Genomic DNA, 18,763 nt, shown 5'->3' on the forward strand with positions numbered 1-18,763 from the left:
CGGCGGTGCACATCAATCCCGACACAAGCCTGCATCCCGGGCCTCCTCCTCGAGTCCGAACCATCCGCAACCGATGGTCCTCCGGGCCCGCCCGAATGGGGCCCCGGCCCTCATAGGGTCAGGTCAGAAGCACTTCTCGCGTTTATGGCCAAGCCTCGGACAATCCACCCCGTGAAAGCCCGAAGCTAACCCCGAAGGTGTGAACGCCGCACTCGCTGCCTCAAGTTGAGCTGCTTCCGTCAGGCCCAGCTCGCCCTTGCCTACCTGCGCAAGAACGAGACGCTCGCTCAGCTCAACGCAGGGTTCGGCGTTTCAGGAGCGACGGCCTGGCGGTACGTGGACGAGACGGTCGACGGCCTCGCTGGCTGGGCACCCGCACTGCGCGAGGCCCTGACCGGCCGCGGCGAGGACGACTTCGTGATCCTGGACGGCACTCTGATCCCCACCGGCCGGATCGCGGCGGACGAGCCGTACTACTCCCCGAAGCACAAGAAGCACGGCAGGAACGTGCAGGTCGTCGCCGCACCCGACGGCACACCCCTGGGGTTTTCGCGGGCCCTGCCCGACGCACTCACGACCTGACCGCCGCCCGTGCTCACGGCGTGATCGAGGACTGCCACACGCGACTGGGATCCGCGACTCCGTTAGCGATGAAGGCAGTTCGGTCACAGTGAATTAGCAAATCCGCAGCTTCCTCAGCAATGACTATTGAGCAATAGCGCTCGGTTGTATGGCACTTCCGTCAGCCTGCGGCTCGCCGGTTCAACATGATGGTTCGGCGGTCGCGGCGAGCAGGGCGGCGTCGTCGTCGACCCGGTCGGGGGTGTTCAGCAGTTCCAGGGCCCGTTGGGTGATCTGCTGGGGGTCGGGGCGGGCGGCGGCGGGCAGCGCGCCGCAGGTCTGGCGAAGGGCCGCCAGGCCGTCGTCCAGGGACAGCGCCCGGTTCTCCACCAAACCGTCGGTGTATAGCAGCAGGCTGGTGCCGGGCGGGAACGCCACCTTGCGGTCGACTGGGGTGCTGCCCAGTCCCAGCGGCAGCGCCGGGGGCAGCTCCAGGTAGGCGGTGTCGGCGGCTATCAGCAGGGGCGGCAGGTGCCCGCTGGCGGCGTAGCGCAGGTGGTGATGGTGGGGGTCGTAGACCGCGTAGAGGCAGGTGGCGAAGCGGTCGGTGGAGAGCGACTGCAGGTAGGCGTCCAGCCTTGTCAGCACTTGGGCCGGGCCGGCGCCCTCCAGTGCGAGGCTGTGCAGGCCGGAGCGGAGTTGGCCCATCAGGGTGGCGGCTTCCACGTCGTGGCCCATGACGTCGCCGATGGCCAGTCCCACGGCGCCGTCGGGCAGGGCGAGCACGTCGTACCAGTCGCCACCGACCTCGGCGCCGCGGTTGCTGGCCCGGTAGTGGGTGGCCAGGCGCACGCCGGGTACCTGGGGGAGGCAGTGGGGCAGCAGGGCGCGCTGCAGGGTCAGGGCGAGGCGGCGCTCGTTGTGGTACCGGGTGGCGTTGTCGTAGGCCAGGGCCAGGCGGTGGGCGACGTTCTCCAGATACTTGTGTTCGACCGCGGAGTAGCCGCCGGTGTGCCGGGCCAGCACCAGGGCCCCCAGCGTCCGGTCGTGGGCGTGCAGCGGCAGGGCCAGCACGGCGGCGGGCGCCGGGTGCGGGCCGGCTGGGGCTGGGGCGGTGCCGTTGATCGCGTGGGTGGCGGCGGCGGCCAGGGCGTCGCGGGCAAGAAGGGGGGCGCCGACGATGTATGCGGGGGGCGACTGGGCCGGGGCGGGTGTCGCGGCGGTGAGGTGGATGCTGATCTGGTCGGCGAAGTCGGGCAGCAGTAGCTGACCGGCAGTCTGCAGGATCTGGTCCGGGTCGAGGGTGGCCGACAACCGCAGGCCCGCGTCGGCCAGGGAGGCCAGTACGGCCAGCTGGTTGCGGGCATCGGTCAGGACCTGTTCGCGCGCCCGGGACAGTTCCAACCCGGTGCGGACGCGCGCCAGCAGCTGGCGCGCGGAGAAGGGTTTGGCCAGGTAGTCGTCGGCGCCGGCGTGCCGGCCCTGCACGGATTCCTCCTCGCCGGCGCGGGCGGTGAGCAAGACGATGGGCAGGCGGGCGGTGCGGGGGTCGGCGCGCAGCGCCCGGACCAGCTCGAAGCCGTCCATGCGGGGCATCATCACGTCGCTGAGCACCAGCTCCACCGGCTGCGCCAGGGCCGTCTCCACGGCGGCCCGGCCGTCGGCGGCGAGCAACACGTCGTAGTCGGGCTGCAGGAGCTGGGTGAGGTAGGCGCGCATGTCAGCGTTGTCGTCGACGACCAGCAGGCGGGCCCGGTGGGGGCGGTCGGCTTCGTGCGGGCCAGGGCCGTGGGGGGCATCGTGGGTCGCGGGGGCGTGCGGGGTGCGCACCGCGGAGGTGGCCGCGGCGGGGACGGGGTCGGCTGCCAGCCAGCCCAGCGCCTCGTCCACATAGGCTGCGGCGCGGCCGGGTGGGCCGAGCCCGCTTTCCCTGGGGGTTTCCCCGGCGCCGACGGCGGGCGGGGCCAAGCGGGGCCGGTGGGCGGCGGCGAAGGGGAGGTCCACGGTGACGGTGGTGCCCTGGCCGAGCCGGCTGTCCACGCCGACGGTGCCGCCGTGTGCTTCCACCAGGTCCCTTACCAGCACCAGGCCGAGGCCGCTGCCCTCGTGGGAGCGGGAGTGGGCGCCGCGGACCCGGTGGAAGCGCTCGAACAGGCGCGGCAGCTCGTCCGCGGGGATGCCGGTACCGGTGTCGGTCACGGTCAGCCGGGCCCGGTCGCCTGCCGCGGCCACCTGCACCCGCACCCGGGCGCCGCCGGTGAAGGTGAACTTCAGGGCGTTGCTGAGCAGGTTGAGGATGATCTTCTCCCACATCTCCCGGTCCAGGGGCACCGGCCTGGGCAGCGGCGGGCAGTCCACCTCCAGCGTCAGGTCAGCCGCCTCGAAGGCGGAGCGGAACACCCCGGCCAGCTCGGCCGTGGCACTGGCGAGGTCGACCGGCTCGAGCGCCGGGCGCATCTTCCCTGCCTCGGCCCTGGCGACGTCCAGGAGGGTGTTGACCTGCTTCAGCAGGCGCAGGGCGCCGCGCTCGGCAAGCTCCAGCTGCTCGCGCCGTTCGGGGCGGTCCTCGTCGGCCAGAGCCTGCTGGAGCGGGCCCAGGAGCAGGGTGAGCGGGGTGCGGAACTCGTGGCTGACGTTGGCGAAGAAGGTGGTCTTGGCCCGGTCCAGCTCGGCCAGCGCCTCCGCCCGCCGGCGCTGCTCTTCGTGCGCGAGCGCGGCCGACTCGTGCGCGAGCGCGGCCGACAGTGCCCCGGCGACGGCGGAGGCGAGCACCTCAAGGAAGTCGTGGTAGGTCCCAGCCGGGGGGAAGCAGGGGTTGACGCCCACTACCAGGACGCCCTCCACCTGGCCCGCGCAGTGCAGCGGAAGGGCCAGCGCCTGCTCGACCGGGATTTGGGTGGCCGCGGCGTGCTGCCCGGCCGTGCTGCCGCCGGTGAACGCGGCGGCCGACAGCGTGGCCGAGGCACCGTCGGCGACCACCTGAGCCAGCAGGGCCGCCACTTCCGACCCGTCGGCCGCACTCAGCGAGACGGTCTCGGGCCCCGACGGGAGCCCGGCGGAGGCCGCCGGCCGCTGCATCCCGTGCTCGGAGGCCAGGTACAGGCCCAGAAACGGGATCTCCTCGGGGTAGGAGCCCGCCACCTCGGCGACCACGCGGGCGACGTCGCCCGGGGTGGGCAGCCCGGCCGTGCGCGTGCCGGTCTCGCTCAGCAGGCGCAGTCGGCGCTCGCCCAGTACCCGGCCGGTGGTCTCGGTGAGGATCTGCAGCACGCCGCCGACGGTGCCGTCGTCCAGCAGCACGGGCTGGAAGGCGGAGTCGAAGTAGCACTGCTCCAAAAAGCCGTGGCGCTCCATGATGAGCAGCTCATTCGGGACCAGCAGGGGCTTGCGGGTGCCGGTCACATAGTGGAAGTGGGAGCTCACGGGGTGGACCCAGACTTCGGGGAACACTTCCTTATAGGGCCTGCCGAGCGCCCAGGGGTGTTTGGCGCCGACAATGGGTGTGGAGCCCAGGTTGTACAGCGTGGTGAATTCAGCCCCCCAGTACAGAGCCATCGCATGCTCAGAGGTGAGCATGAGGCGCAGGGTGTCCACCAGGGGCCCCGGCCAGGAGACGGGGGGCCCGAGCGGCGTCCCCGCCCAGTCGATCCCTGCCAGAAGCTCGCCGAACGCGCCGCCCTCGGCGAACACCCGGGCCGCCGCGGTGCGCGGGTCATCGGGCCGGGTCATCAAAAAATCTTCCTCCTGGCGCCTGTGTGATCCGCCGGCGCCCTCACAAGACTGCCGACGGCCACTCGCTGCGGACCTCCCGGACAGATCGAACGCCGGATCCAACGGTTCCGACCGCTCTTCTGCCCGAATTGCAACTTTAAGACAATTAAAAGGCTATTTGCCCAGCAGTGTACGCCTGCAGCCACACGTCGACGGCGATGATCGTCGACTCACAGTCCCTGCGGGCGACCCACACCGTCGACGCCGACGGACAAAGCCGGGACCGCGCGAAGAAGGCGGGCCGCAAAGGACACGTGGCCGTGGACTGGCTGGGCTTGCTGCTGGGGCGCTGGTCACCGCCGCGAGAGTGTGGGACCGCGACGCCGGGATACTGCTGCTTACCCGGCTCCGCTCACCCCATCGCAGGATCACCATGGTGTGGGACGACGGCGGATACGCCGGCCACCTCGTCAACCGGGCTCGCAAACGCATCGATGACGCCACGGAGTTCGTCGTCCTGCCCAGCCGCTCACCGACGAAGCCACCCCAACCTGGCGTGACCCGACCCCGTGGAAGCAAAGACCTCTGACGACGGCGCGGTCGAGATCGTCCTTAAGGGTGCCGTTCCAGTCCCAGACGATGTGGGTACCGGGCAACTTCGCCACCGGCGGCACCATGAGCGGCAAGAAGGTCTACGCCACATCGAAGACGTCCACGCGGCAGATCAAGGTCCACGACGACAAGATCCACAGGTTCGGCAGCGGCGGCACCACCGAATTCTCCTCCGCCCATACCGAGTTCCCGAACAGCTACGCACTCAAGACCACCGACGGCGACGCGCTCGTGGTCTTCGCGCACACGCACACCCAGCGCGACGCCGGTTGCCCACTCCGGCTGCACATCGTGCCGGAGAAGGACGACCGCGCCTGGATGCGATGTCGGCCGCGGACTACAAACAGGACGAGGGCCTGCCCAAGGCCGACCGCGAGAAGTACAAGCCGTGGTCGTACAACCGTCGGCGGTGACGGCAATGGGCCGGTCGTCAACGACTGCGCATGCGACGCTGTGACTCGGTCGGCCTACTCCCCCACAGGCTCTGACGGCCGGTGACCAATCCCTCATGTACACCCTGCAGTTGGTGCCGATCACAGCAACGGGCCGTCCGTCGACGACGGTGCACGCCACAACAGACACCCAAGTGTCAGACTCAGTGGGACAGCGCCTGCCCCTGATCCACGCCGTACCGCCCATCCGCGGCAAGCGCGGACGACCCCGTCAGCGCCCCGACGTCCGCTACGCCGACCGCGGTTACGACCACAACGTCTACCGCCGCCAGGTCCGTGAGCTGGGCATCCGCCCGCTCATCGCCCAGCGCGGCACCGAGCACGGAAGCGGCCTGGGCAAGAACCGCTGGGTCGTCGAAGCGGCCTTCGCACTTCTGCGCTGGTTCCGCCCACTGCGTATCCGCCGGGAAATCCGCGCCGACATCCACCAGGCCTTCCTCACCCTCGGCTGCCCAATCATCTGCTGACGGCGCCTCAAAAAACCAGTGCGGACCTGAGCCCTCAGCCCGAACCGGCGACCAGTGCCTCACCGAGCGGGGTGCGCCGGTAGAGCACCGACCGTCCGGACCGGGCGCGGACGAGCAGCCCCGCGCCTCGCAGGATGGCGAGGTGGTCTCCTACCGCGCCGGGTGCCATGGCGAGACTTCGGGCGAGGTGGCTGGTACTGGCCGGGGCGTCCAGCGCCAACAGCAGCCGGGCTCGGGCCCGGCCGACCAGAGCGGTCAGCGCGTCCGGTTGGGGGACGGTCTCCTGTTCGCCCCACAGGGCGGCGGTGCCGCGGACACGATAGATCAAGGTCCTGGGCCAGGGGTCTTCCAGGTGGGCGGCGATATTCCCGACGAAGACCGAAGGGATCAGCAGGAGGCCGTCGCCGGCGAGGCGGACTGTTCCGACTTGGGGGAAGTGGCCGATCTCGATGCCGCCGGCTTGCCAGGCGATGCTCGGGTGCAGGCTCTCGATGGCCGTGGCCCATCCGTGTTCGCCGATCACACCCACCCGGTGCACGACATCGCGCTCACAGATCGCGCGCAGTTGCGGCCAGTCCGTGGCGAGCAGCTCGTGCCACGCCTGGTCCATCGCCTCGGCGATCCTGGGGACGGCGTCCGTCGAGTCCAGCACTGCGCGTACGCGGGGATCACGGGCGGACGGGCCGGTCGCGGTGGTGGCGAATTCGTGGCGGGCCTCTTCCAGCGGGGTGGCCCGGATCATGGCCAGGTCGTCTGCCCAGGTCTGGTTGAGGCCGCGCGGGGGTGGGGCGACGAAGTTCGGTCCACCTTGCGGGGCGTGCAGGGCGAGGACGGCGTTCAGTTCGGTCTCGCGGCGAAGCCGTTCAAAGGCCGGCAGGAGCCGGGTGGCCCAGGCTCGCGGCAGCGGCCGGTCCTGGCCGGCGAGCGAGCGCAGCAGCAAGCAGAGGTCCAGCGAGGGCGACAGTGCGAAGCGGCTGCGCAGCAGGTCCTCGACGGAGACTTCGAAGCGCAGCACCCGGCCAGGCTACCGCGGGACCTCTCTTCCGATTCGTCCAGCGACGAATCATTGGTGAGTGGCGTGGGCGCACGGCGAGGCTGGGCGTCATGACCCCAACCGCCGAACCCGCGCAGGGCAACCACCGTGCCACCTACCGGGAGGTGCTGGCCGAGCCGCGATTCCGGCTGCTCTTCTCGACCCGCACCGTCGCGATCACTGCGGGCTCGCTGCGGATCACCACGTTCTCGGTTCTGGTCTTCGCGGCCACCGGTTCCGCGCTGTTGAGCGCACTGGCCTTCGGCATCGGCTTTCTCCCGCAGTTGTTCGGCTCGCTGCTGCTGGGCTCACTGGCCGACCAACTGCCGCCCCGCGCGCTCATCGTCGGCGGCTACGCCTTGGAGTGCGCCGCCGCCCTGCTGCTCGCCCTGGTGCGGATGCCGATCGCGGCAAGCCTCGGTGTCGTGGCGCTGGTCGCCCTCGCCACACCGGTGTTCGGCGGCGCGTCGAGTCGGCTGGTCGCGCAGTGGCTGGAGGGCGACGCCTATGTGCTGGGCCGTTCACTGAACAACATCGCTGCCTCTGGCGCGCAATTATTCGGTCTGGCGCTGGGAGGTGCGGTCGTCGCGTTACTCGGCCCGCACCGGGCGCTCGCGGTAAGCGCCGCGCTCTACCTCGGCTGCGCGCTCGCTATCCGCATGCGGCTACCCCGGCTGGAGCCGGGAGAGTTCGGCGGCACACCCGGCAGCGCTCGGGGCGATGGCGGGGCCGTCCGGGCAAGCCTGCACGGTGCCGGCCTGCTGCTGCGCGGACACACGGTGCGACGACTGATGCTGGCCCAGTGGCTACCGCCCGCGTTCGTAGCGGGCGCGGAAGGCCTGATCGTCGCCTACGCGGGAGGACGCCACTTCGCGCCCGGCTGGTACGCGGTGCTGATGGGCTGTCTGCCGGTCGGCATGCTTGTCGGTGACCTGCTGGTGGGTCGACTCCTACGGCCACCCACCCGGGAGCGACTGGTAGTCCCGTTGATTGCGCTGATGGGACTGCCGCTGGTCGGCTTCGCTGCCGAGCCCGGAGTGGGCGTCTCGTCCTGTCTGCTGCTGCTCTGCGGCTTCGGATTCGCCTACGGTCTCGGCCTGCAACGGCCGTTCCTGGACGCCCTGCCACAGAATGGCCAGGGCCAGGCCTTCGGTCTGCTCGGCTCCGGCAGCATGACTCTGCAGGGCGTCGGGCCGGTCTGCTTCGGCTCGGTGGCCGCAGGCATCGGAACAGGCGGCGCCATCGCCCTGGCAGGCGGCGCGGCGGCGCTTACCGCCGTCTGGATTCTCACCTGGCACCCGCCCACCTCCCCGGTCCCCGTCCCGAACTACTCAACGGGATCAGAGAACGGCACCGAACAGCATGCGTGTAGCTCTCCTGCGCAGTAACCGTCGCAGGTCGGGTCGGCCGCGAGCCGTCACGCACCCCACCCCCACCCCCACGCCTCTCTGACAGACAGTCATTCCCGGTAGCTCATTGTGTAAGGAGTCCTGAGCCTCGGCTCTGCCAGCCGTTGCGGACCACGTACGGGATCTTGAGACCACGAACAGCCCATGGAAGGCTAATGCCGCATGATCGATAAATTCGCGAAGGACAACCTGCACGGGAGACTGCGGCGGGACCGCGAGGCGCTGCTCTGGAAACTCGACGGCTTGTCCGAATACGACGCCCGCCGACCTTTGACAGCGACCGGGACCAACCTCCTCGGCCTGGTCAAACACGTGGCCAACGTCGAGGCCAGGTACTTCGGCGAGGTCTTCGACCGCCCTTCCCCGGAACCGCTGCCCCGGTGGCAGGACCACTCCAACGGCAGCGATCTGTGGGCGACCGAGGACGAGACCCGCGATCAGATCATCGGGTTCTACCGGCGCACGTGGGAACACTCGGACGCGACGATCAACGAGCTTCCCCTCGACGCCCCCGGCCACGTGCCGTGGTGGCCGGAGCCTCATCCCAACACGAACCTGTTCGCCATCATGGTCCATGTCCTCGGCGAGTCCATCCGGCATGCCGGGCACGCCGATATCCTGCGCGAGGGCCTCGACGGCCGGACCGGGGTGCGCGCCGAAAACGAGAAGCAGATCGACGAGGAAGCCCGTGCCGCCTACCGCGCGAAGATCGAGCAGGCCGCCAGGTCGGCCGCATCAATCAAGGCTTAGTCGGACATACCGGGCAGCCTGACATCAGCTCCCCCACCGGCACTTGCGATTTCCGAGCACCCGGCCACCCGATATGCCCGCGTCACGCGATGTGGGCGTTCAGTCCACCCCTTCGTCGTCCTCGTCCAGCTCGAGCGCGTCCGCGTCGTTCAGCGGGCGCAGGGCACCGGCGGCCGGGGTCGAGGCGGTGAAGCTGCAGCGGCCAAGCAGGTTCAGGTTGCGGTGCTTGAGCGGGGAGAGCCGAGTGATGTCCTCCTCGCGGATCTCGTGGCCCTCGGCCTGGAGCTGAGCGACGGCGACGTCGATGTATCGGGTCGTCCAGGACACCATGGCGTTGAGGACCAGGCCGAGCGAGCCGAGCTGGTCCTCCATGCCGTCCCGGTACGCCTGATGGATGGTGCCGCGGGTCTACGGCAGCATCACGCTCCCCACGTCTGCTCGGCCTCCGCCTTCAGGATTCGCCTGACTTGACTTGGCACAGAGAAGCTGAATCCAGCACATGCCGCATGCGAGAGCCATCGAGGTACGTGAGATCGGATGGGTTGGGTGACCGTTACGCCGCGGTTGATCTTCGGTGCACCCTGAAAAGTTAGCGGTACGCCGCGAGGCCGAAGCCCCGGAGACTGGCATGGCGCTTGCAGGTTGAGCGAGCCAACTCGTCCGCACCGTGAACGGTCACCGCGTGGCCGCCCGGGACTCCGGCGGGAACCTTCTCGGGTGTAGATCCAATGAGGGTGCTGTTGATCAGGCGGTGGGTATGACCTGGTCGCGGTAGCGCGTCTGGTGGTTGCGGATGAATTCCTGCTGCTGGTGCCAGGTCCAGTAGGCGTCGAAGTCGCCGTTGGCGCGGACGGCACGCAGCTTGAGTACGGCTTCGGCTCCGGACAGGCCCCAGCGGGCGCCGGTGATGTCCAGGCGGTCTTTGACCAGGTGTCGGCATGCTCCCTCGATGATCCCGGTGGCGATCGGCCAGCCGCGTTCCAGAGCGGTGTCGTAACGCAGATGCTCGGCCTTGCCGGTCAGGTAGTTCACGGCCTCGTCGATGCCCTTGCGCTGGGCGTCGCGCAGTCCGGCGGTGCGGGCGGCTGCCTCGAGTGCGGCGGCGGTCTGCTGCACGCCGCCGCCCAGCAGGACGCGGGCGTGACGGGCGACCCAGGTCTCGGCGGAGGCATCGCCGCTGTCGTGCAGGCACCATGCTGCTCGCCACAGATATTCGAGCACGTGGATGAGGTCGACGATGATGTGGATGTCCACGCCGCGCTGTAGTGCTTCGGCCTTGATGAGGTCGATCTGATGGCGGGCCCCGTCGACCAGGACGACCCAGCAACGGCGGTGGCCGGGGTCGCGGTGCTCCGCCTGATCGAACACGGCGGCCACCACCTGCGCGGCGGTGTCGTTCACCGAGCCGCACAACCACTTCGACCGGGCCTTCGGCCCCTGGCGGCGCTCGGGCGCCGCGCCGTGGTCGGCGTCTTGCCGGTCGGGGTCGGCGATGATGTCGTCGGCTGTGCGCGGCGCGGGTTCGGCATCGTAGACGGCTCCCAGGGTGGCCATCCGTTTCCTGCCGTGTTTCTCCCCGGACGCCAGCCGGGTCTTCATCGCGTTGCCGCCCTTGGCGGCCGCGGCCTTCGCGGTGTCCTCGCACAGGGCTTCGGGCCTTATCACCACGCCCTTGCCGTCCACCGACAAGATCAGTGGCGTGGTGTCGGTGCAGGGGGCGGGTACCAGGGCGTCGTAGAACGCGTCGATGTCCGCCGCGGCGCCGACAGCGAGTTCCTGGACCTGCCGGTGCCCGATGCCGGAGCCGGTGTGGGCGTTGATCCGCTCGCAGGCGTCGGCGAAGCTGCCGCGGGCGGACTCGATCGCGGCGAGCCTGGCCAGCCCGTGCGAGTGCATTCCGTCCGGAAGGTTCAGCACCGCGTCGGCCGGGTGCAGGTCCGCCACCCTGGTGCCGCGGTAGGCGATCCGGACCACGGTGACCTTGCCGAACACCGTGGCCAGCCTCCGGCGCCGGCCCCGCTCGATCCTCGAGCGCTCGACACCGGTGGCGTCCACGACCTCCTGCCGACGCACCTCCTCCCTGGCCCGCAGGGTCAGATGGTCCTGGAACAACTGCCGGGTGACCTCGCGCATCCGCGCCCCCAGCAGATCCTCCAACTGCGCATGCGTCATCACCGCCGCCTGAGGAGCCGTCAGCTCCGCACACGCCGCGGCGAACAGACCCGCCGAGGCAGCGAAGGCGTCCTCACACTCCGCGAGCGCATCCCGGGCCGGCCCCACCCCGCTCACCACCCCTGCTTCCTGCCGTCGACCTTGAACAGCCCGGACGAAGGTTCGGCCAGGATCCCGCGCTCCACCAGCCTCTTCAGCTTCGAACGCATCCCCTCGACATGGCGCGGCTCAATCCCCAGACCCAGGTGCCGGCAGACCTCTTTGCAGCGCATCGCCGCCCCCGAGGTCGCGAACAAGGCGATGATCTCCCGGTACTCCTGCGACATCACCGTCACGTCCAGCTCCGCCTCGGCCTTCACCAGCGCCACAGCAACTTCGCCGGCACCCCCACCCGCGGCGTCCGTGTCCGGCACCGGCGAAGACGGCGCGGCCAGCACCTCCTCCACCGTCTCGCGCGCGATCTGCAACCGCGCCAGCCGTTCCTCTGCCCGCGACAACTCCTCGGACAGACCAGCGATCTGCTCACGAAGCCGCTCGGCCTGGCCCAGCACCTCAGCCCGCCTGGCCTCCAACGCTTCCATCAACGACGGCACACCACACCCACCCTCGCTCAGCACCCGCACGCCTCACGGCGCGCTCGACCCCAGCGACGGTAAAAGCCAGCACAACCAGCCACACCCCGAACCCCTGCTAATCACCCCAACGAGGCACCCTCAGAAGATCTACACCCAACCTTCTCCACTTCAACCTGACTGAGCCACGGACGTTCTGGGCCTGGGCCGCGGTCGAGTTCCTGCGCCACACCGGTGCCCGCATCGAGGAGATGCTGGAGGTCAGCCATCACGCGATGATCCAGACCGGCTGCCCACCACCGGCGAGATCGTCCCCCTGCTGCAGATCGCTCCGTCCAAGACGGACCAGGAACGAGTCCTGCTCGCCAGCCCCGAACTGGCCGACGTCCTGTCCACGATCATCCGTCGCGTCCGCGACCCCCACGACGGCCGATTCCGCTCCTCGCCGCCTACGACTACGCGGAACGCACCTGGAACCCGCCGGCACGGCTGCTGTTCCAGTACCACCGCGGCGGTGAGAAATCGCGCATGAGCGGCGAACTCATCCGCCGAACGCTGAGCGAGGTCCTGGCCTTCATCGGTCTCACCGACTCTGTCGGCCAACCGCTGGCTTTCACCCCGCACGACTTCCGCCGCATGTTCATCACCGACGCCATCCGATCCGGCCTGCCGCCTCACATATCCCAGGCCATCGCCGGTCACGCCAACATCAACACCACCATGGGCTACAACGCCATCTACCCCACCGAGACCATCGAAGCCCACCGCGCCTTCATCACCCGCCGCCGCACCCTGCGCCCGGCCGAGGAGTACCGCACCCCCACCGACGCTGAGTGGAAGGACTTCCTCGGGCACTTCGAACGCCGCAAGCTCTCCGTCGGTACCTGTGCCCATGCCTACGGCACCGCCTGCATCCACGAGCACGCCTGCTTCTCTGAACTAAGAGGCAAGGCCCAATAGCCCCTCCAGTTCAAACGTGAGACATGTCACACCCCACTGCTGGCGAGCCGAGCGGCGCCGAAGTACCAGGTCACAGCGTCACAAGCGGAAGAATTCGATCTACTCCGCATCGATCAGGCCTTGCGGGTTTTAGTAGCTCTCATGTCGCGCACGGCGCCGCGAATGTAATTAATGTGCTGTTTCTTCCGGTCATCCGCCCGAGTAGAACGACTTACTGAAGGAGAGCGGGCTGATGGCCGCTTCCAGGCAGGATGTGGTTTTTCCACGAGTCCGAGCATGGCGCCCGCCCATTTGACGTAAGGTGAGGCGCGCGAAAATCCTGAGAGTTGCCTGGTCAGAGCCCTCGGGTCCAGCATGGTTCAACCGGCGACCGCGGGCCGCCGCCTGACAAGGCGGCGGCCTCCTGCTGTCACAGGAGGCCGCCGGTGGTGGTGAATCCGATCTCCGCGAAGGGAGCCGTCTTCATGGACCATGCTAGGGCGGACAGCGAACGACGCCCACTCCGTCCCGGTCTAGCCCACGCCTTTCGCCGTCGTCGGTTGCTGCTTGTTGGCGGCATCGCGATGGTTTCAGGGGTGCTGTGTGCCCTGGTGTTGCTGAACGCAGTATCGCCGGAGCAAGCATCAGCGGTTGGTGTGATCACAGCTTCCTGCACTGCTTTGGTCAGGACTGTTATTCCTGATCAGCAGCGAGATGGCGCCGCTATCGAAGACTGACGAGGCCTGCGGCCAATGCCGTGCGGGGTCCTGACAAGCTGATCAGGACCCCGTTTCGGTGTCCGCGGCCGTACTTCGAGCGGCGATGTCCCCGAACGACGGCATTCCTAGGTAGATCGACTGTTTTGATCTTGCTGTTTGCGCGTCCATCTGAGCGAGCTTGTCCTTGGCCCCCTCAAGGGTGGTCCCATGGCCCTTGACGTCGCCGAGCCAGCCTTCTCGTTCGGCCTCGGCGATGCGGTCGACGAGGTTGTCCTTGATCTCGACGAGACGCCGCCGCTCGCGCGGGTCCGGGCGGAGCATCGGGCAGCGGATGCAGGCTTCTCTGAACTACCGGTAAGAAGGTTGCGCCCTAAACGAAGGTTGCTGAAAAATACCCTCCCTGGAGGAGGCTTTATCTCCGTAAAAACGCTATTATTACCTAATTCATTGACGATTCGGGGGGATCATATTGCGGCGAGTGCGCAACGCGTGGCGTGAGATACCACCACTAACGAGGTCTCTCTGTAAGATCATGCCTGCGCTCGGCTGTGCACTAGTCGGCTTAGGTGTCGCGGGTGACAGTCGTGGCTGGTGGGAAAGTCGGAGCTTTTTGACGAACCTGGCGAGCAGTTTCACGGGATTGATGTTCGCTGTGCCCTTCGCTTTAGTCGTGCTCAGTCGGATCAGCGAATCCCACGCGGAGCTAGCGGATAGACGTGCGGCTGCAAGGCAAGCGGAACGAGATCTCCGACGATTCAATGAGGCAGTGTCCGGGTTGCGTCCCGCTCGCGATAGTTTGACTGCAATGATTGCCTCCTATCGAGCCCAAAGCGAGACAGCGCTGGCCCGCAGATCCGCAGGGCAAATCAGGGAAACGGAAAGAAGGCGAATAGAATTAGGGATATGGGAAGAGTTCTGTCAATCCTCCAGGAGGCTAGTGCTTGGACAAGAACTCCAAGTTGATGCCATGGAGGCTCAGTGGAATGTGATTCGCGATTCACTATCTCCCCGCCTCTCGGATAATAACCTGATGCTGCACTTCACGGGAGATGTTTCCTGGGTACTCGGATTAGGATCTCCTCCTTTAATTATTGACGACTACGGGAATTCTGTGCTGGAATGCAAGTTGACCGTAAAGGCATTCAGGCGAAACGATATACGGCTCCTTCCGGATTCCTATGGAGCTTTGAGAGAGCGCAGCATTCATTCTGAATACGAGATGCGAGATCTCCTGGCAATCAGCACTAAGTGGATCGAAATTATCGATCGACTGACCGCCCGTGGCATTTCTTATGGACCTGCTCCCTCGTTTTGATCTCTGTCGGCCGCGGCGCAGAGCGCCTTGTGATGCCAGCTCTCGTTGATGCTCTGACGGAGTAATCAGATGGTTCGTATAGCGATCTCGTCGAATGAGGGCATTCCTAGATCGACTGTCTGCTGGCCTTGTGTAGTTTGTGCGTCGAGTTGGGCGAGTTTTGTTTCGGCTCCCGCGAGGCTGACTTTGAGGCCTTCGATCTCGCCGAGCCAGCCTTCTCGTTCGGCTTCGGCGATTCGGTCGCGCAGGTTGTTGCGGATGTCAACGAGCCGTGCTCGCTGGTCTGGGTCTGGTCTCAGGAGTGAGCATCTGACACAAGCGTGCTCATGGGCGCACGGGGTTGCGAAGGCGCGTGCGCAGGTGCCGATGGAGACCTTTCGTTTCTCGAAGTGGGCGAGGAAAGTGCCCCACTCCTCTTCTGTCGGGGTTCGATACTCTTCGCTGGGGCGAGAGGCCCGACGGCGGGTGATGAACGCACGGTGGGCCTCTATTGTCTCGGCGGGGTAGACCGCTTTGTATCCCATCGTCGTGTCAATGTTCTTATGCCCACAGATCACTTGGGCGATATGCGGCGGCAGGCCGTTCATTATTGCGTCGGTGACGAAGATTCTGCGGAAATCATGGGGCGAGAAGGTGAGGGCCTCGCCGTCGGCGTTGGTGAGGCCGGTGGCGGTCAGGGCATTGATGAGCAGTTTTCGGATCGCGGTCGGCGTGAATGCGCGGTGCTCCGAGCCGATGTCGCGCTGGAACAGGAGCGGCATCGGCGGGTTCCAGACTTTCTCGCGGACGTCGTAGGAGGCCACCAGTGGTATCGCCCCGTTGGGGCCGCGCAGGCGGCTGATGATGGCGCTGAGGACGTCGGCGAGCTCCGGGCTGACCAGCAGGAGTCGTTCGGTGTCGGTCTTGGACGGGGCGATCTGCAGCAGCGGTACGACTTCGCCAGTGGACGGGAGCCGGTACTGGGTGACGCTCTGGTGCGTCAGCTCCAGGAGTTCCTCGTTGCGGATGCCGGTCAGGCGTAGGACCTCGATCGCGGCGAATGCCCAAAACGCCTCCTCTTCGTCATAGGACAGGTTCCGCCGCTGCCCGCAGGACGTCGCTTCCGCCCAGGTGAGGTGCCCCGCAGCCTTGGGGGCGATGGCCCTCCGCAGTGCCCCGTCAGTGCCGGGGATCAAGGCCCCAGGCTCAGTGTTCTTCGCCGTCTGGAGCAAGCAGCCGGCCGCGCGTCGTCGACGATCGGTGGTGCTAACGAGCACGGGCAGGACGGGCAATCGCTCTCGTGTGCGCTGGTCCATCCGGGCCTTACGTCGCTTGCGTTCCTTCGCCTTGTGGATCTCGTCATCGCGGATTGGACAGGGCACGGCCCATGGTCCCCAGCGGGCCGGTTCCTCGGCTGCCCACTGTGCGATGTCCAGGTAGAACGCCCGGACTCGCATGAGCTCGTCCTTGGCATTGAGCCGCGGGCTGGAGATCTCGACACTCTTCCCGTCGGGACCGGTGACCGTGCGCTTCTTGACCTTCAAGTCCTCCTTCCAGGCACGGGCCACCGCCAGCGGCAGCCGCAGCGAGTCGGTCCCCGGCGCCAGGGCTTCGATCCGGGCCCAGAACAGGCCCGCGAGAGTTCGAGAGATCGCGTCCAGGCTGGCAAAGTCCAGCGAAGGCTGCCGCTCCCGCAGGTATTCGACGATCAGATCGCGGACCGGCCGGCACTGGATCCGGTAGCGGTCCACCAGCTCCTCAATGCTCAACTGCCCAAGGGCAAGCCCGAATGCCCGGATCGTGGCGGGGGCATCCTCGGGGAAGATCCCCAGAGCCTTCAACCGCAGGTAGAAGTCGACCTTCTTCTGCCCGCCGCGGGCATGCACCCGGCGCTGGGCATCGACGAGTTCCGCGCAATCGCCGACCGTGATGTCTCGGACCTGTCCTCCCTTGCAGGCCAGCAGGGTCGCGATGCGTGTCGCAGCGATCTGAGCGTCCTTGCGCGAGCTCGCCGGCCCGGTCGCAGCCAACTTGCGCAGGCGCCCGAACCCGTCGGGGTCGCGGACCTCGGCCATGACAGAGGCGAGATATCGATGCGTGCGGGTGAGCATCCACCGCAGACCGGGACGGATCACGTCTCCGCAGATCAGCATGAGCAACCCCGACGACAAGTCGTCGCGGTCATAGGACGGCGAGGTCCCGGACTCGTGTAGCCACCGCAACGGAAGATCCACCCAGGCGGCTCCAGGGAGATCCTCCGCGCCGCTGGCTGCCCACCGCTGCTGCCAAGTCTCTCCGGGCAGACTCGATAGCCAGCGCAGCAGTTTGATCACCCCACGTCGACGACCGGCTCGGGTGCCATTGACCGCCGGGAGAAACGGTGGGGCCGTCAGCCACCGCAGCGTCTCCTCCAGCGGCCGCGCCGTGTGCGACCACCAGGGTTCAGCCAGCCGAGCCGGAAAACGGGTCCGCAACTGGCTGTTCCTCGCCTGGGCCTGCTCTGCCGTCGCGTTCGAGACCTCCAACGACTTGCGGGTGACGTGCTTGGCGACGGCACTCACAAGGACCGCCCAAACAAGACGTCCAGCGACGCCGGGTCGTAGCCAGGCGCCGGAGGCGGCGGCACCGGCTGGCTGCGCTCACGGGCCTGACGCGCGTGATGGGCCAGTACCTCGGCCACGACCTCGTCCTTGTGCGGCGTCAGATATAGCTCCGTGGAGGACAAATGCGCATGTCCGAGCACCCATTGCACGTCGGCCAACGTCAGCTTCGGGTCGCGCACCATGCGGGCGGCCGCACTGTGCCGCAGATCGTGAAGGGTCCAGTCGGCGCCGAGCGAGGCGTTGACCCGCTCGAACATCCGGTGGGCGCCGTGATAGGTCAGCGGGCGTATCGGGCGTCGTCGTGTCCACCACACCGGCTGGGTACGACCGCGTGGCACGTGACCTTGTAGCTCCTGCTGATAGAGGCGCAACCACACGAACGCGTCTGCCGACGCTGGCACTTGTTGCACGGCCCGCGTGCCCTTGCGCACCACGCTGATCAACTGCTGGCCAGGATCGATGTCGTGCTGGTGGACGCCGATCAGCTCCGAGGCACGGACTCCGGTGGAGATCCAGAAGGCGACCAGCGCCCGGTCGCGGTGGGAGGGCAGCGCAGCGAACAGCGTGTTGAACCATTCGTCGGGGATCGAGCGCGGGATGCTGGGCCGGTAGCGACCTACCCGCTCCGGCTTCCAGCCGTCCATTGGATTGTGGTGCGCGTGCGGTCGGCCGGAGCGCCGCGACAGATCCAACGGGAACGGGTTGAGCAGCGGGCCGGAGCCCGCGTCGCGATGGACGTCGTAGAAGCGTCGCAACACCGTCTCGCTGTGTACGACGGTGGTCGGCGCGTAGCCGGTGCCGGCTGTCGGCTTCCCCGTCACGGGTTAGGAGCGTTGGACGCCTGTACCGCCCGCCGAGCCGAGGTCTTCGCTCGCCTCGGTTTGACCGTTAACTGGATCCAGCGACTGAAGTCCCTGGCCTCTGCCCGGGTCGCTCGGTCCCAAGAAATGCCCACTGCCTGCAGGAACCTCCACCACCGAAGTAGGTCCATTCCGTAAGAGCGGACCGTCGACGGGGCTTTCCCGGCCGCCAACAACTCCTGGAAGTAGACGGCGGCCGCTTCCACATTCACACCGTTTGGATCGACGAGCCGATACGGCTCGTACCGATCGCCGGTCTCCACCAGGCGGCCCCACCGAGGAACCACCAACGTTGCCGGATCCCGCTCGGGGACATCGTCCATCACGACCGGTGACCGTAGCGACCGCAGGCAGCATCTGCCCCCTGAACTGCCCAATCCTCACTGTTCGTTCAGTCAACGGGGCGTCCACTGCTCCTCGCTCCTGCGACCCGATCCCGCCCAGCGCACTCAGCTGGTGGAGATCCGGGACAACCTCGTTGACCACATCGCCGAAGCTGAAAGGGAGGGCTGGCTCGGCGAGATCGAAGGGCTCCGCGTCAGCCTGGCCCCGGCGCTCAGTCCAAGATCAGCCAGATCGACGCCGCAGCCCTCGGCGGACCGGTGAACC

At 67.6% G+C, this 18,763-nt stretch carries 13 protein-coding genes and 3 pseudogenes; 6 read left to right on the forward strand and 10 right to left on the reverse strand.

Annotation, left to right across the window (positions count from 1 at the left end; all coding sequences use genetic code 11):
- Positions 1–195: 195 nt before the first annotated feature.
- A pseudogene (locus ACTWQR_RS38790) lies at positions 196–626 on the forward strand (transposase family protein); the annotation flags it as partial.
- 136 nt (positions 627–762) lie between these two features.
- Here the strand turns inward: ACTWQR_RS38790 and ACTWQR_RS38795 are convergent.
- Entirely contained in the window at positions 763–4,290 is a 3,528-nt protein-coding gene (locus tag ACTWQR_RS38795; protein WP_443231952.1) for a SpoIIE family protein phosphatase, read from the reverse strand.
- 600 nt (positions 4,291–4,890) lie between these two features.
- Here ACTWQR_RS38795 and ACTWQR_RS38800 point away from each other — a divergent pair.
- Together ACTWQR_RS38800 and ACTWQR_RS38805 are read left to right on the forward strand one after the other, a co-directional pair.
- Complete coding sequence (locus ACTWQR_RS38800; RefSeq protein ID WP_443231953.1) at positions 4,891–5,382, forward strand: hypothetical protein; 492 nt, start codon at positions 4,891–4,893, stop codon at positions 5,380–5,382.
- Between the two features lie 94 nt (positions 5,383–5,476).
- Positions 5,477–5,803, forward strand: a pseudogene (locus ACTWQR_RS38805) (IS5/IS1182 family transposase); the annotation flags it as partial.
- A 34-nt stretch (positions 5,804–5,837) separates the two neighbouring features.
- On the opposite strand, the gene ACTWQR_RS38810 reads toward ACTWQR_RS38805, so the two are convergent.
- Complete coding sequence (locus tag ACTWQR_RS38810) at positions 5,838–6,818, reverse strand: winged helix-turn-helix domain-containing protein (RefSeq protein WP_443231954.1); 981 nt, start codon at positions 6,816–6,818, stop codon at positions 5,838–5,840.
- Positions 6,819–6,907: 89 nt separating this feature from the next.
- On the opposite strand from ACTWQR_RS38810, the gene ACTWQR_RS38815 reads away from it, so the two are divergent.
- Together ACTWQR_RS38815 and ACTWQR_RS38820 are read left to right on the forward strand one after the other, a co-directional pair.
- Positions 6,908–8,224, forward strand: coding sequence for an MFS transporter (locus ACTWQR_RS38815; protein ID WP_443231955.1), 1,317 nt, complete (start codon positions 6,908–6,910; stop codon positions 8,222–8,224).
- Between the two features lie 183 nt (positions 8,225–8,407).
- Complete coding sequence (locus tag ACTWQR_RS38820) at positions 8,408–8,995, forward strand: DinB family protein (RefSeq protein ID WP_443231956.1); 588 nt, start codon at positions 8,408–8,410, stop codon at positions 8,993–8,995.
- 99 nt (positions 8,996–9,094) lie between these two features.
- On the opposite strand, the pseudogene ACTWQR_RS38825 reads toward ACTWQR_RS38820, so the two are convergent.
- The 4 genes and pseudogenes from ACTWQR_RS38825 to ACTWQR_RS38840 all read right to left on the reverse strand — a co-directional run.
- Positions 9,095–9,400, reverse strand: a pseudogene (locus tag ACTWQR_RS38825) (Tn3 family transposase); the annotation flags it as partial.
- A gap of 339 nt (positions 9,401–9,739) precedes the next feature.
- Positions 9,740–11,275, reverse strand: a complete 1,536-nt coding sequence (locus ACTWQR_RS38830) for an ISKra4 family transposase (RefSeq protein ID WP_443232004.1) — start codon at positions 11,273–11,275, stop codon at positions 9,740–9,742.
- 5 nt (positions 11,276–11,280) lie between these two features.
- Complete coding sequence (locus ACTWQR_RS38835) at positions 11,281–11,784, reverse strand: hypothetical protein (RefSeq protein WP_443231957.1); 504 nt, start codon at positions 11,782–11,784, stop codon at positions 11,281–11,283.
- 223 nt (positions 11,785–12,007) lie between these two features.
- Positions 12,008–12,163, reverse strand: coding sequence for a hypothetical protein (locus tag ACTWQR_RS38840; RefSeq protein WP_443231958.1), 156 nt, complete (start codon positions 12,161–12,163; stop codon positions 12,008–12,010).
- Positions 12,164–12,267: 104 nt separating this feature from the next.
- On the opposite strand from ACTWQR_RS38840, the gene ACTWQR_RS38845 reads away from it, so the two are divergent.
- Positions 12,268–12,699 (forward strand): tyrosine-type recombinase/integrase, encoded by a 432-nt coding sequence (locus ACTWQR_RS38845; RefSeq protein WP_443231959.1) that lies wholly within the window; start codon positions 12,268–12,270, stop codon positions 12,697–12,699.
- A gap of 758 nt (positions 12,700–13,457) precedes the next feature.
- Here ACTWQR_RS38845 and ACTWQR_RS38850 read toward each other — a convergent pair.
- The 4 genes from ACTWQR_RS38850 to ACTWQR_RS38865 form a co-directional block, all read right to left on the reverse strand.
- Positions 13,458–13,718 (reverse strand): hypothetical protein, encoded by a 261-nt coding sequence (locus tag ACTWQR_RS38850; RefSeq protein ID WP_443231960.1) that lies wholly within the window; start codon positions 13,716–13,718, stop codon positions 13,458–13,460.
- 1,059 nt (positions 13,719–14,777) lie between these two features.
- Entirely contained in the window at positions 14,778–17,252 is a 2,475-nt protein-coding gene (locus tag ACTWQR_RS38855; RefSeq protein ID WP_443231961.1) for a tyrosine-type recombinase/integrase, read from the reverse strand.
- Entirely contained in the window at positions 17,249–18,115 is an 867-nt protein-coding gene (locus ACTWQR_RS38860; RefSeq protein ID WP_443231962.1) for a tyrosine-type recombinase/integrase, read from the reverse strand. The genes ACTWQR_RS38855 and ACTWQR_RS38860 overlap by 4 nt, the downstream gene beginning before the upstream one ends.
- Positions 18,112–18,477, reverse strand: coding sequence for a site-specific integrase (locus ACTWQR_RS38865; protein ID WP_443232005.1), 366 nt, complete (start codon positions 18,475–18,477; stop codon positions 18,112–18,114). The genes ACTWQR_RS38860 and ACTWQR_RS38865 overlap by 4 nt, the downstream gene beginning before the upstream one ends.
- Positions 18,478–18,763: the final 286 nt, after the last annotated feature.

This window comes from Streptomyces sp. 2A115 (genome assembly GCF_052245575.1).
GTDB lineage: Bacteria > Actinomycetota > Actinomycetes > Streptomycetales > Streptomycetaceae > Streptomyces.

Excerpts from the sequence above, each read along its gene's own strand:
- ACTWQR_RS38795 (WP_443231952.1), bottom strand. The coding sequence starts at position 4,290 with ATGACCCGGCCCGATGACCCGCGCACCGCGGCGGCCCGGGTGTTCGCC.
- ACTWQR_RS38815 (WP_443231955.1), top strand. The coding sequence starts at position 6,908 with ATGACCCCAACCGCCGAACCCGCGCAGGGCAACCACCGTGCCACCTAC.
- ACTWQR_RS38820 (WP_443231956.1), top strand. The coding sequence starts at position 8,408 with ATGATCGATAAATTCGCGAAGGACAACCTGCACGGGAGACTGCGGCGG.
- ACTWQR_RS38845 (WP_443231959.1), top strand. The coding sequence starts at position 12,268 with ATGAGCGGCGAACTCATCCGCCGAACGCTGAGCGAGGTCCTGGCCTTC.
- ACTWQR_RS38850 (WP_443231960.1), bottom strand. The coding sequence starts at position 13,718 with ATGCTCCGCCCGGACCCGCGCGAGCGGCGGCGTCTCGTCGAGATCAAG.
- ACTWQR_RS38865 (WP_443232005.1), bottom strand. The coding sequence starts at position 18,477 with ATGGACGATGTCCCCGAGCGGGATCCGGCAACGTTGGTGGTTCCTCGG.